This is a genomic window from Streptomyces sp. NPDC039424, from assembly GCF_055639495.1.
Window position 1 is genome coordinate 1 of sequence record NZ_JBVKAI010000022.1, and the last position, 13,513, is coordinate 13,513.

The following is a 13,513-nucleotide window of genomic DNA, read 5'->3' on the forward strand; positions in this document are numbered from 1 at the left end:
GGACAAATGCCCGAAAGCTGCAATTTGTCCGTTTCAAAAAGCCTGGCCGACCGACTTCACCACCGTGTCCGCCGACTGTCACAGGCGCGTCACAGGGCCCCGCCACCGAAGACCGTGGCGGATTGGTGCTCCGGGGCTCTCGGGATCATCCTGGTTAGGAGGGCCCGGCCGTGCAGGTTCCCCGGAGGATGAGCGGCGATGGAGCGAGTTCCCACCCCTCCCGGCAAGCAGGCGCAGACACACACCGTGCCCGACGACGCCTATACGGCCGCCGCCATCGTCGATGAGCAGGGCATCGTGACGGCGTGGAGCGAGGGTGCCCGTCGACTGCTGGGCTACATGGCCTCGACGGTCGTGGGACAGCACGCCGCCCGGCTGCTCGCCGAGGACGCCGGGCAGCGGGCGTGGCGGGATGCGGCAGCGCACCGGCGGTGGAGCGGCACGGTGGCGCTGCGGCACCGGGACGGTCAGCGGCTGGAGCGGAACCTGCTGGCCCACCGGCGCACCACGGACGGCCCGGGCGCGCAGTGGCTGGTGGTGTCCGCGGTGGCGGGGGCGGCGCGCATGCCCGGCGGTGAGGAGCTCGGCGAATGGGCCTTCAGCCAGTCGCCCCACGTCCTGGCCGTCTTCGACGCGGGTCTGCGGCTGGTGCGGGCCAGTGCCGGTATGGAGCGGCTGCTGTCGCTGAGCGAGGAAACGGTACGGGGGTTGCGTCTGCCGGAGATCGCGCCGGGCACGGCGAGCCGTGCGGCCGAGACGAGGATGCGCCTGGTTCTCGACCGGGGTGAGCCGCAGACCGCGGAGGTCGGCCTTCTCCCGGTCGACGTCTCCGGTGCCGGTGCCGAACGCGGCTGGCAGAGCTCTCTCACTCCGCTGGAAGACCCCTCCGGGCAGGTGTGCGGCGTGTGCCTGGCCGTCGATCTGCCCGAGCACGTCATGCGGCAGCGGATGCGGCTGCTCAACGACGCCGCAACGCAGATCGGTTCCACCTCCGACGTCCGGCGCACCGCGCAGGAACTGGCCGAGGTCGCCGTCCCCCGGTTCGCGGACGTGGTCGTCGTCGATCTGATCGAGGGCACCCGGCACGGCAGGCCGCCCGCCGCAGGGCAGGCCGGGCCGGTGACGATGGGCCGGGCCGCGGTGCGAGCCGTGTCCGGCGAGGGTTCCCGCTCCTTGGGGGCGGTGGGGGACCAGGCCCGGTATCCGCAGTGGTCGCCGGTGGCGCAGTGCCTGGCCGAGGAGCGCGGCGCCCGGTACGCGGGGGGTGAGGACGTCATCGCCCGCTGGGCGGACGGTGACGACCAGGCCGCCTGGATCCGTGAGACGGGCACCCACTCACTGCTCGTGCTGCCGATCCGGGCGGCCGGCACCACGCTCGGTGTGGCCCTCTTCGCCCGCCACCGGCGCACCGAGCCCTTCGACCCGGACGACCTGTGGCTGGCCGAGCAACTGGTAACCAGGACGGCCACCAGCATCCACGGCACGCACCGCCCCCGGCAGCACACCAGCACCATGACCCTGCAGCGCAGCCTGCTCCCCCAGACACTGCCCGAGCAGGGGGCCGTGGACATCGCCACCCGCTATCTGCCCGCCGTGAGCCGGGCCGGCGTCGGCGGCGACTGGTTCGACGTCATCCCCCTGTCCGGCACCCGCGTCGCCCTCGTGGTCGGCGACGTCGTCGGCCACGGCATCCGCGCCTCCGCCACCATGGGCCGGGTCCGTACCGCCGTACGCACCCTCGCCGACGTCGACCTGCCCCCCGACGAACTCCTCACCCACCTCGACGACCTGGTCATCCATCTCGCCGCCGACGAAGCCGGCCCGGACACCGACTCCGCCACCGCGGAAACCGCCGGCGGCGTCGGCACCACCTGCCTCTACGCGGTCTACGACCCCGTCACCCGCCGCATCAACCTGGCTCGCGCGGGCCATCCCCCGCCCGCCGTCGTCACCCCCACCGGCGCCGTCCGCTTCCTCGACGCACCCCCCGGCCCGCCCCTCGGCCTGGGCGGTCTGCCCTTCGAGGCGTTCGAGACCGAACTGCCCGAGGGCAGCATCATCGCCCTCTACACCAACGGCCTCCTCGAAGCCCGCGACCACGACATCGACGAATCCCTCGACAAGATGTTCGCCGCCCTCGCCCGCCCCGCCGGCAGTCTCGACACCGTCTGCGACCGCATCCTCACCTCCATGCTCACGCACCGCCCGGACGACGACATCGCCCTGCTCGTCGCCCGCACCCGTGCCCTGCACGCCGACCGCGTCGCCACCTGGAACGTGCCCTTCGACCCCGCCACCGTCGCCCACGCCCGCCAACAAGCCACCGACCAGCTCACCACCTGGCACCTCGACGACGCCGCCTTCATCACCGAACTCGTCGTGAGCGAACTCGTCACCAACGCCATCCGCTACGGCCGGCCCCCCATCCGCCTCCGCCTCATCCACAGCAACCACACCCTCACCTGCGAGGTCTTCGACTCCAGCAACACCGCCCCCCACATGCGGCGCGCCCACACCTACGACGAGGGAGGACGCGGCCTCCTCCTCATCGGCCAGCTCGCCCAGCGCTGGGGAACCCGCCACCACCCCACCGGCAAGACCGTGTGGACCGAACAGTTCCTCACCGGCGACTGAGCGCCCGGCCATGGGAAAGCGCCCGTCAACGGGTCACGGCCCGGGCGGGGAGAACCCGCCCGGGCCGTGAGGGGTGACAGGCCGAAGCCGTCAGAGGGCTTCGCCGCCCGCCCCGCCGTTGCCGCCCTGCACACCACCGGCACCGCCGTTGCCACCCGCGCCGCCGGTCTGGCCACCGGCACCGCCGTTGCCACCCGCGCCGCCGGTCTGGCCACCGGCACCGCCGTTGCCACCCGCACCGCCGGTCTGGCCACCGGCACCGCCGTTGCCACCGTTGCCGCCCTGCACACCACCGGTACCGCCGGCACCACCCGCACCGCCGGTGTCGGCGCCCTTGCCGCCCGCACCGCCGTCGCCACCCTTGACACCGCCGGCGCCGCCGTCGCCGCCCTTACCGCCGGTCTTCTTCGGCTCGTCCTTCTTCGGCTCGTTCTTCGGCTCTTCCTTCTTGGGGTCGTGCTTGGGGTCGTGCTTCTTGTGGTCCTTCTTCCAGTCGTTCTTGTGGTCCTTCTTCCAGTCGTGCTTGTTCTTCTTCTTCCAGTCGTCGTGGTGCTTGTCGTGCTTGTCGTGCTTGTCGTGCTGCACCTGGGCGGTCAGGCTCACCGCCGGCGAAGCGGGCATCGGCGCCGCCATCGCGGAGGTGGCCGGAATGATCGCGGCACCGGCCACGAAGGCACCCGAGGCGAAGAACGTCGCCAGACGCAGACGCCGACGCTTGGAACCGGCCTCGTTGTTGTTACGGCTGTCAAAGTTGCGGATCATGGTTTTCTCCTGCTTGTTAGGAAGTGTCTTGATCGGTGGCCCCGGTCGTTCCTTCCGGCGTGGCCGCTCTTCAAGTACGCCCCAGCAGGACGAACCGGTCATGTTCCTACAAGTCGTGTCTTGACACCGTCATGCGCCCCAGGTAAAAGCCCGGCGATCCGGCCTCCCGCCGTCCGTCACCCGTGGGCCGACGCCTTCTTGATGGCCTCGCGGATCCGGGAGTACGTACCGCAGCGGCACACGTTCTCGATCCGGTCGATGTCGGCGTCGGTCGGCCGGGCCGTCTTCTTCAGCAGGGCCGCCGCGGCCATGATCTGGCCCGGCTGGCAGAAGCCGCACTGCGCGACGTCGCAGTCGAGCCAGGCCTGCTGCACGGGGTGCAGCCTGTCGCCGTCGGCCAGGCCTTCGATCGTGGTGACCTCGCGGTCGGCGCAGTCCGCGACCGGGACGACACAGGGCTGGATCTCCCCGCCGTCCAGGTGGCTCGTACAGGCACGGCAGACGCCCACACCGCAGCCGTACTTCGGGCCGGTGACGTTCAGCAGGTCCCGGAGCACCCACAGCAGCGGCATGTCGGCCGGTGCCTCGACGGTGACCGGCTTCCCGTTGAGGACGAAGGAGTAGGACGGCATCGGCACCTTCTCAGAAGTCGAGGGGGAAGCGGCGGGGCCGGGACCCGGTTGCCCGGGCATAGGCGTTGGCGACGGCGCCGGCCGCGGCCGGAACGCCGAGTTCGCCGGCCCCGCCCGGTTCCCGCCGGGAGGGCATGATGTGCGCCTCGAAGCGCAGCGGGGCATGCCGCTGGCGGGCGTAGCGGAAGTCGGCGTAGCTGCTCTCGCGGACGGCGCCCCGGTCGATGTGCAGGCCGGCCTGGAGGACGGTGGAGATGCCGTCGATCGCGGTGCCCATGAGCTGGGCCTGGAGTCCGCGCGGGTTGACGGCCGTGCCGACGTCGGCCGCCATCACGACCCGCGTCACCCGGGGGTGTTTCGGGTCGCCGGCGTCGATCTCGACCAGGCAGGCGACACACGAGCCGTACTCCTCGTGGACGGCGACGCCCTGCGCCTGGCCGGCCGGCATGGCCCGGCCCCAGTCCCCGGCGGTCGCGACCTTGTCCAGCACGGCTTTGACGGTCTTGTTCCGCAGCGTGGTGCGCCGGAAGGCGACCGGGTCCTTGCCCAGACTCCTGGCGACCTCGTCGACGATGACCTCCTCCGCGGTGCGCATGGTCCCGGAGTCCACCGACCGCCAGGCACCGAGCGGGATCGCCAGTTCGACGGAGCCCGAATCCCCGGAGATCCGGCCGAAGTTGTACAGGCCGCTGTCACTGGGCAGCGGCCCGGCCGCCCGTGCGACGGCCGGGGTCACTCCGCCCTGGGAGGACAGGCCCTTCCCGTCGTACGACTCGCTCACCGAGGCCATCACGTGGGTGAACGCCACCACCCTGCCCCGTGCGTGGCTGGCCCGGATCCGGTGGTGGCTGGCCGGGCGCATCCTGCCGTGCCGGATGTCGTCGGCGCGGCTCCACATCAGCTTGACCGGTCGGCGCGCCGCCTTGGAGATGAGGGCCGCCTCGATCGCCGCGTCGTAGTTCAGGCGCCGGCCGAACGAGCCGCCGCCCCGGATGACATGGACCCGTACCTTGGACTTGGGCAGTCCGACCGCCGAGGCGATGCTCTCCCGCGCGTCCATGGGAGTCTGCGAGGAGAACCAGATCTCGGCACGGCCGGCGCGCACGTCCGCGACCGCGGTCAGCACCTCCATCGGCGCGTGGCTGACGAAGGCGAACTCGAACTCGCCCTCCGTCTGCGCCGATCCGCGCGGCGGGTTGCCCAGGCGGGGGACGGCGGCCTTCAGCCGCGAGCGGATCGCGGCGTCGGACAGCGAGGCGAGCGGCCCCGGTGCCCAGGTGATCCGCAGGGCGTCCCTGGCCTTGAAGGCGTGGTGGAAGGAGTCCGCCACGACGGCCACTCCTCCGGCGATCCGGACGACGGCGTGGACGCCGGGCATGGCGCGCGCGACCCGGTCGTCGACCGAGACGGGCTTTCCGCCGAGGGTCGGCGGCCGGGCCACCACGGTCGGCTTCGCTCCGGCCACCGCCAGGTCCCCGGTGTACCGGGCCTTGCCGGTGACGATGTCCCGGGCGTCGATCCGGGTCGTCGGCCGTCCGATCACCCGGTGCTCGGACGCGGGCTTGGGCTTGCTCGACACGGCCGGCCGCTGGATCCGGGCGGCGCTCGCGGTCAGGGAGCCGAAGGTGGCCGAACGGCCGTCCGGCGCGACCACCTTCGTGTCCCGGGTGCGCAGGGACCGGGCGGGGAGGTGCCAGCGCCTGGCCGCCGCGGTCACCAGCTTGGCGCGCGCCAGGGCCGCGAGCTCGCGGGCGGGACCGTACAGCGAACTCACCGAGCTCGAACCGCCGGTGTACTGGTTGCCCTTGGCGCGGGCCTCGGCGAGCGGGATGTCGACGTCGACGAGCCGGGCGTCCAGCTCCTCGGCGATCATCATGGCGACCGCGGTGGTGACCCCCTGGCCGACCTCGACGCGCGGCAGTCGTACGACGACCTTGTTGGCTTCGGTGACTTCGAGGACCAGCATCTCCTCGTCGGTGCCGGTCACCAGGACGCCGGAGGGTCCCCGGGCCGGCTCGGCGCCTTCGGCGGGCGACGCGTCGCAGCCGAGGGGGGCCGCGACGGTCAGGGTGGACGCCGCAAGCGAGTAGACCACGAACCTGCGGCGGGACAACTGACGGGCCAACAGACGCTCCTCTCCGGGTTCCCGGACCGGTTCGACTGGTATGAGGGGTCAGCGTCCTTCGGGGTTGCTTGTGTCGTTCCGCGATCGTGCGCGCTTCTGCCGTTCCTGGCTGTGCTCAATAATAGACCGAGCACTCGGTCTATTATTGAGCGAACAGCAGGAGCGAGGGGGAACTCGAACATGGACATGCGCAAGGCATCCGAACGACGCCCACGGGGCGACCGGCTCACCGTGGTCGGCGAGCCGCTCTGGAGCACCGTCTGCGTCTACGTCGTTCTCGTACTGGCGGGGGCCGGGGCCGGCCGGGTGGTCACCCTGCTGGCCGAGTGGCTGGTGGCCCTGCCCATGGCGTTGCTGCGGGGACCGGCCCGGCTCGTCGCGTCGCTCCCCTCCGTGGCGCTGCCCGTCGCGGGCTCGCTGGCCGGACTGGCCCTGGGACTCGTCGCCCAGCACGAGCAGTCGGTGATCCGCCTGTCGGACGGACGTGTCACGCTCACCCGCAAGGGGCACGCGCAGGAGTTCCCGCGGGAGGCCATCGCCATGGCGTTCCGCGACGGCGGGCAACTCGTCCTGCTCGGCCACGACGGAGGCGAACTCACCCGGCAGGAGTGCGGCCTGGACTTCGGCCGTGTCGCCGACGCCTTCACCGGGCACGGCTACCGGTGGGCGGACACCGATCCGCACAAGGACGAGTTCCGCCGCTGGGTCCCGGACACTCCCGGGCTCCCGGAAGGTGCGAACGCCATCCTCAAGGCCCGCCAGGAGTCTCTGGAGAAGAAGGACCCCTCCGACGACGACGTTCGCGAACTCCGCGAGGAACTGGCCCGGCTCGGCGTCGTGGTGCGGGACGAGAAGCGACGTCAGTACTGGAGGACCTTCCGGGAGCCGGGCCCGGCCGTGGAATGAACGGCGCGGAATGAACCCGCTACTCGTCGCTTTCCCGGCGGTGAGGAGCACCAGGGTGGCGACCGGGCCGAGGCCCACCCCCGTCGGCGCCGTCACGGGAGCCGGGGCGGGCGGCGGCTCACGCGGAGGCCGACTGCCGCGACGAGCAGGACCGCGCACCCCGTGAACACCAGACCGGCGTCGCGCACGCCCAGCGCCACCGTCAGGGCGCCCACCCCGACGACCGGCAACGAGATGCCCACGTACGCGACGACGAAGAACGCCGAGATGGTGGCGCCCCGGTGCGTCCGGGGCGCCGCGGAGCTCACCGCGGTCAGGCCCGCGCGGAAGGTCATGCCCTGTCCGACGCCGCCCGTCACCGCTCCTGCCAGCAGCACCGGAAGCGACGTCAGGAGCAGTGAGGCCGCGACGAGGAGGAGGCCGGCGACGAGGACCAGGCAGCCCCACGGCAGGGCTCTGCGCGCGCCGATGCGGCCCATGAGCAGCTGTCCGCAGGTCGAGGCGCAGAACACGCAGAAGACGACCGCGCCGATCGCCGCCAGGTTGCGCTCGCCCAGTGTCTGGGAGAGGAAGGCGGGGGCGACGGCCGTGAACAGGCCGAGCAGGGAGAAGCCCGCGAAGGCGGCGAGGGCGCAGGGCGCGAACACGCCGCGCACCTCGGGCGGCACCGTCATGCCCAGCGGACGCAGCGAGGGCCGGGGCCCGGTGCGGCGCACGGTCTCGGGCAGCAGGCAGGTGACCGCCACGGCGACCGCCAGGAGCGCCAGATGGACGAGGAAGGGCAGTTTGAGCGGCCAGGGCGCGTACTGGGCCAGGATCCCGGAGACGAGGGGGCCGAGCCCGAGGCCGCCCATGTTGGCCGCGGTCGCCGCCAGGCCGGCTCGTTCGCGTCGTCCCGGGGGTGCCAGGTCGAGGACGGCCGCGGTGCCGGTGCCGCTCAGCAGCCCCGCCGAGAAGCCGGACAGGATCCGGCCCGCGTACAGCAGCGGCAGACCGCCCTCGCACAGGAAGCAGACGGCGCTGAGCGCGGCCAGCCCGAGCGCGGACAGCAGCACCGGACGCCGTCCCAGCACGTCGGAGAAGTCGCCGGCCACCAGCAGCGCGGTGATGACGCCCACCGCGTAGACGGCGAACACCACCGTCACGATCAGTTCGGAGAACCCGATCTGCTGCCGGTACAGCCCGTACAGCGGTGTGGGCAGGGTGGTGCCGAGCATGCCGACGGCGAAGACGCCCGCCGCGGCCTTGTACCCCGGCCGGCGGGTCTGCCGGTGACGCTCGGCGTCACTGCTCATCACACACCGGCGCCGGCGTCATTTCCGGTAGCCGAGGACGGTCATCATGCCGGACTCGGAGTGGTACAGGTTGTGGCAGTGCAGCATCCACAGGCCCGGGTTGTCGGCGTTGAAGTCGACGACGAGTTTGCGGTGCGGCAGTACGACCGCGGTGTCCTTGCGGGCCCCGAGCGCGCTGTCGCCCCTGACGGCGAACGTGTGGCCGTGCAGGTGGACGGGATGCCACATGTCGGTGGCGTTGATGACGGTCAGCCGGACCCGTTCCCCCTCGCGCACCGGGTGGCGTTGCCCGGTGGAGTAGGGCCGGTGGTCGATGCCCCAGTCGAACATCCGCATGCCGCCGGTCAGCCTGATACGCATCTCGCGGTCCGGCTCGCGGTCGCACAGGGCGACGGATTCGTGCGGCACCAGCCGCCTGGCCGGCACGACCCGGCCGTCGAGTTCCCGCGGATGCGCGGAGGACCGGGGCAGCGCCCCGCTACTGGTACGCAGCACCGCCAGGGCCCGTGCCTGCTTGCCTTCGGCGAGCGCGACCAGCGGGAACACGCCGTCCTTGGCGGTGATCAGTACGTCGTAGCGCTCGGCCATGCCCAGCAGCAGCGCGTCCGTCCGGGTGTGCTCGACCGGGTAGCCGTCCGTGTGCGTCACCGTCATCTCATGGCCCGCCAGGGCCACCCGGAAGGCCGTGTCACCCCCGGCGTTGATGATCCGCAGCCGGACGCGGTCCCCGGGACGGGCCCGGAAGACCGAAGGTGCGTGTGCGAGGCGGCCGTTGACCAGGTAGTACGGGTAGGCGACATGGCCGCCCGCGCCGTGCAGCATGCGACTGTGGGAGTCGTGCAGGACACGGGAGGGGCCACCGGACGTGCCGGCGGCCCACGTGTGGCGACCGGCCCACACGCCATGGCCGACGGCGTCACGCCTCGTGCGCCCTCCCCTGTCCGAGGCCGGGTCCATGTCCATGCCCATCGGCGCGTTCCTGCCGTGGTGCAACTGCGTGAACACTCTGTCCGGAGTGGAGTGGTCCACGCCGTCCACCCAGTCGTCCAGGACGACGACCCACTCCTTGTCGTACGACAGCCGCTCCCTGGGATCCTCGACGATCAGCGGCGCGTACAGGCCGCGGTCGAGCTGGACTCCCGAGTGGGAGTGCAGCCAGTACGTGCCCGGGTGCGTCACGGCGAAGCGGTAGGTGTAGTCCGCGCCGGGCCTGATGGCGTGCTGGGTCAGCCCCGGCACGCCGTCCATGTCGCAGCGCATCCGCACCCCGTGCGAGTGCAGTGTCGTCGCCGCGGGCAGGTGGTTGGCCAGGGTGAGATGAAGGACGTCACCGGCGGTGATCCGCACCTCCCTGCCGGGCAGCGTGTCGCCGTACGCCCATGACCTGACCGTCCGTCCGCCCAGGTCGAGGAACGTCTCGGCGGCGGTGAGCCGGACCCTGCGCAGCGGCCCGGAACCGCGTCCCCGTTCGACGGCGAGGACCTCGGGATCGGACGGGTTCACATATCCCTCGGGCCCCTCGGGGACGAATGCGCCGCCGTGGCCGTCGCCGGCGGTCCCGGGCCCTGGGCGGGAGCCGGGCGCCGCGTGGGGTGCGGGGCGGGCGTGCGGGCCGGCCCCCGGGCGGGAGGCGGACCGCGCGTCGGGGCCGGACCCGGAACATGCGGCCAGGAATCCCGACCCAGCGGCCACGATCGAGGCACCGAGCAAAGTGCGCCGCGTATGTGTCTCCATGACTGAATAACACACGTTTTATGATGAAATATGCGAGAACTGGTGCGGCGCGTCTCATGAATGAGGCACACCAAGGTTTCGTAACGCCCTCGACTCGCCGCTCGGGTGAGGGATGCCCCGCATCGCGGCGGGGGCCAGTGTCGGAGCATGACTGACACCCCCCACCAAAACCCCTCGGCCAGCCGCAGATCCGTGATCACCGGTCTGGGCGGCGTCACCCTCGGACTGGCCACCCTGGGCCTCACCGGTACCGCCGACGCGCGGCCGAGGGCCCAGGCCCCCACCCCGCAGGCCGCCGCCTGCGTCCTGACTCCCGAACAGACGGAGGGCCCCTACTACCTGGACCTGGAGACCGTCCGCAAGGACATCACCGAGGGCAAACCCGGCGTCCCGCTGACCCTCCGCGTGACGGTGGTCGACGCCACGACCTGCGCTCCGCTGCCCGACACGGCGGTCGACATCTGGCAGTGCGACGCCCTCGGGATCTACTCCGGCTATGTGGCCGGCGGCTCCACGCCGGACACGACGTTCCTGCGCGGGGTGCAGCTGACCGACTCCACGGGCGCCGCCACGTTCACCACCGTCTACCCGGGCTGGTACGTGGGCCGCGCCCTGCACATCCACGTCAAGACGCACACCGGCGGCACCGTCTCCAACGGGCACTACCACGGTGGCCACGTCTCCCACACCGGCCAGCTGTACTTCCCGGAGACGTACAACACCCGGGTCGCCGCCCTGGCCCCCTACCGGACGAACACGACCACGCGCACGCTCAACGCCCGCGACGGCATCTACCAGCGGGGCGGATCCTCCACCCTCCTGACCCTCACCCAGGTGGGCGGGGACCTCGGCAAGGGAGTGACCGGGACGGTCGTCCTCGGCATACGCCCCACCGCCACACCCTGACAGCACGCGGACCGGTGCAGACGGCGGTTTCCGCGCTCAGCCTCGTGGCCAGGAAACGGGGATGAACCCGAGTCGAACCTGCGAGTCCTGCGGCACGGCCCTGGCCGGCGGAGCGGGCGGCCGACCGGCCCGCTACTGCTCCGGCGCGTGCCGGCAACGGGCGTTCCGGCGGCGAGCGGCCCGCCGGGACGCCCGCGCGGCGGAGCCTGTCACCTCGTCCGGGCCGGCCCCGGCAGCCGCGACCCGAGGTCCCGGCCTGCCCCCGGCCCTCGACTCCTTCGTGGGCCGCCGGCCGGAACTGGCCCGACTGCGCACCCTGCTGAGGTCGTCACGGCTGGTCACCCTGACGGGCACTGCCGGGGTCGGCAAGACGCGGCTGGCGCTGGAGTTCGCCCGGAGGCCACCGGGCGGCGTCGGCCGGGTCGACCTGGTCGAGCTCGACTCGCTGCACGAGGGTGCCGCGGTGGCGCGGTCCGTGGCCGCCGCGCTGACCGTGGGCGAGCGGGCGGGGCGGACCGGCACCGACGCCCTGGCCCACGCCATCGGCGACGCCACCCGGCTGCTGGTCCTGGACAACTGCGACCATCTGGCCGACCCGTGCGCCCATCTTGCGGCGGCCCTGCTCGGCCGCTGCCCCGGGCTGCGGATCCTGGCCACGAGCCGGGAGGCGCTGCGGGTGCCCGGGGAGGTCGTGTTCCGGGTGCCGGAGCTGTCGCTGGCTCCGCCGGGCGCCGAGGAGGATCCGGCGGCACTGTTACGGGCCGACGCCGTCAGGCTCTTCGTCGACCGGGCCTCGGCCCGCGCCCCCGGCTTCCGGCTCCACCGCGGCAACGGCCCGGCCGTCGCCGGGATCTGCCGCCGACTCGACGGGCTGACCCTCGCGGTCGAACTGGCGGCCCGCCGGGTCGGTACGCTTCCGCTGAGCGGCATCCTGGCGGGACTGGACGACCAGCTGACCCTCCTGGCCGACGGCAGCAGGACCGGACCCCACCGGCACCGTGAGCTGGCCGCCGCGATCGACTGGAGCCACCGGATGCTCGATCCGGTGGAACAGGCGGTGTTCCGGCGTCTGTCGGTCCTCGTCGGCGGGTTCGACACGGCCGCGGCCGAGGCCGTGTGCACCGGCGGCGACGTGGCGGCGCGGCAGGTCCTCCGCGTGCTGTGCGCCCTCGAGGCGAAGTCACTGATCGTACGGGTGCCGGGGGACGCCCCGTCCGTACGGTTCCGGCAGCTCACCGCCGTCCGCGTCTACGCCCTGGAGCGCCTGACGGAGTCCGGCGAGCTGCACGCCACCCGGCAGCGGGTCCTGCGGTGGCTGAACGCGCTGGCGGAGCGCGCCGGTGACGGGGTGTTCGCCGACCAGGCCGGCGGCGCGCTCGCCGGGGAACGGGACAACCTCGTCGCGGCCCTGGCCCACGGCACGAAGGACGACGGTGCCCTGCGGGCCGGGCCGGCGCTCGAACTCGCCCGGGTGCGCTATCAGCAGGAGCAGCCGTCGGCCGCCCGTGCGCTGCTGACGCGGCTTCTGGACGACCCCGCCGGCCGGGCGCTGGGCGGCGCGGTCCCGGCACTGGCCGCCCGCGTGGCCTGCCAGCAGGGGGACCAGGCTGAGGCCCTCCGGCTCGGTGAGCGGGCCGTGGCCGTCGAACGCACCCGCGACCGCCCCGCAGGACTGGCCAACGCCCTGGACGCGCGGGCGGCGGCACGGCTGTGCCGCGGCGAGTTCGCCGAAGCCGTGGCGGATCTGCGCGAGTGCCTGGACGTCGTCACCGGGCTCGGCGACGCGCACGACACCGCATGGTGCTCCCATCACCTGGCCTGGGCCCTGTACCAGGCCGGCGGCGAGCGGGAGGCCGACGCGCTGATGTCCCGCTGCCTGCCGGTGCTGCGGCGGCACGCTCCCTGGCGCCAGCTGGCGGCCGCGCTGCACACCGCGGGCGCCGTGCGGCTGGCACTCGGCGATCCGAGCGGCGCCGAGCGGCTGTTCGCCGAGGTGCTCGGCATCGTCCCCGCGACGGGCTTTCACGCGCTCTACCCCGTGGAGGGCCTGGCCATCGTGGCGGCCGAGCGCGGTGACCTGCGGCGGGCCCTGCGGCTGTGCGAGGCGAGCGCGCGGGCACGCCGTCGGCTGGACACCCGGTCCGAGCCCCCGTGGCGGCGCCGGGTGGAGCAGGCGGCGGCGCGGGCACGGACGCGGCTGCCGGTGTCCGCACGGGAAGCGGCCATCGGCGCAGGCCGTCGGCTGCACGGGGACCGGCTGGTCGCCTACGCCCTGCGGGAGACCGGCGTGCGGGGTGATCGCGCCGCCGGTCCGCTCACCGGCCGGGAGTCGACGGTGGCCGAGCTGGTCGCCGAAGGGCTGACCAACCGCCAGATCGGCGAGAAGCTGGACCTCTCACCCCACACGGTCGCCACCCACCTCGACAAGATCCGCGACAAGCTGGGCCTGCGCTCACGCACCCAGATCGCCCTGTGGGTGACCGGCCGACGGCCCGTCGGCTAGGCAGTGTCCGACCGGT

The 13,513-nt window shown here is 72.9% G+C and carries 9 protein-coding genes; 4 read left to right on the forward strand and 5 right to left on the reverse strand.

From position 1 onward, the window contains the following. Positions 1 to 198 precede the first annotated feature (198 nt). A complete protein-coding gene (locus ACZ7L0_RS36380; protein WP_471246845.1) occupies positions 199 to 2,634 on the forward strand; it encodes a SpoIIE family protein phosphatase in 2,436 nt (811 codons plus the stop codon). 90 nt (positions 2,635 to 2,724) lie between these two features. Here ACZ7L0_RS36380 and ACZ7L0_RS36385 read toward each other — a convergent pair whose 3' ends face one another. From ACZ7L0_RS36385 to ACZ7L0_RS36395, 3 genes are all read right to left on the reverse strand, one after another. Then, positions 2,725 to 3,498, reverse strand: a complete 774-nt coding sequence (locus tag ACZ7L0_RS36385) for a hypothetical protein (RefSeq protein WP_471246846.1) — start codon at positions 3,496 to 3,498, stop codon at positions 2,725 to 2,727. A gap of 74 nt (positions 3,499 to 3,572) precedes the next feature. Beyond that, the gene (locus tag ACZ7L0_RS36390) at positions 3,573 to 4,028 is read right to left on the reverse strand and encodes a (2Fe-2S)-binding protein (protein WP_471246847.1); all 456 of its coding nucleotides are present in this window, start codon (positions 4,026 to 4,028) and stop codon (positions 3,573 to 3,575) included. A gap of 10 nt (positions 4,029 to 4,038) precedes the next feature. After that, positions 4,039 to 6,123: a xanthine dehydrogenase family protein molybdopterin-binding subunit gene (locus tag ACZ7L0_RS36395; protein WP_471246959.1), complete on the reverse strand. Its 2,085-nt coding sequence runs from the start codon at positions 6,121 to 6,123 to the stop codon at positions 4,039 to 4,041. A 210-nt stretch (positions 6,124 to 6,333) separates the two neighbouring features. Here ACZ7L0_RS36395 and ACZ7L0_RS36400 point away from each other — a divergent pair, with 210 nt between their 5' ends. Next, positions 6,334 to 7,059 carry a YqeB family protein gene (locus tag ACZ7L0_RS36400; protein WP_471246848.1) on the forward strand — a complete coding sequence of 242 codons (726 nt, stop codon included), beginning with the start codon at positions 6,334 to 6,336 and terminating at the stop codon, positions 7,057 to 7,059. Between the two features lie 92 nt (positions 7,060 to 7,151). On the opposite strand, the gene ACZ7L0_RS36405 is transcribed toward ACZ7L0_RS36400, so the two are convergent. Both ACZ7L0_RS36405 and ACZ7L0_RS36410 read right to left on the reverse strand, forming a co-directional pair. Beyond that, positions 7,152 to 8,354, reverse strand: coding sequence for an MFS transporter (locus ACZ7L0_RS36405; protein WP_471246849.1), 1,203 nt, complete (start codon positions 8,352 to 8,354; stop codon positions 7,152 to 7,154). An 18-nt stretch (positions 8,355 to 8,372) separates the two neighbouring features. Next, positions 8,373 to 10,088, reverse strand: coding sequence for a multicopper oxidase family protein (locus ACZ7L0_RS36410; protein ID WP_471246850.1), 1,716 nt, complete (start codon positions 10,086 to 10,088; stop codon positions 8,373 to 8,375). Positions 10,089 to 10,235: 147 nt separating this feature from the next. Between ACZ7L0_RS36410 and ACZ7L0_RS36415 the strand changes: the two genes are divergently transcribed. Both ACZ7L0_RS36415 and ACZ7L0_RS36420 read left to right on the forward strand, forming a co-directional pair. Continuing rightward, positions 10,236 to 10,994, forward strand: a complete 759-nt coding sequence (locus ACZ7L0_RS36415) for an intradiol ring-cleavage dioxygenase (RefSeq protein WP_471246851.1) — start codon at positions 10,236 to 10,238, stop codon at positions 10,992 to 10,994. Between the two features lie 61 nt (positions 10,995 to 11,055). Then, the gene (locus ACZ7L0_RS36420; RefSeq protein WP_471246852.1) at positions 11,056 to 13,497 is read left to right on the forward strand and encodes a helix-turn-helix transcriptional regulator; all 2,442 of its coding nucleotides are present in this window, start codon (positions 11,056 to 11,058) and stop codon (positions 13,495 to 13,497) included. Positions 13,498 to 13,513: the final 16 nt, after the last annotated feature.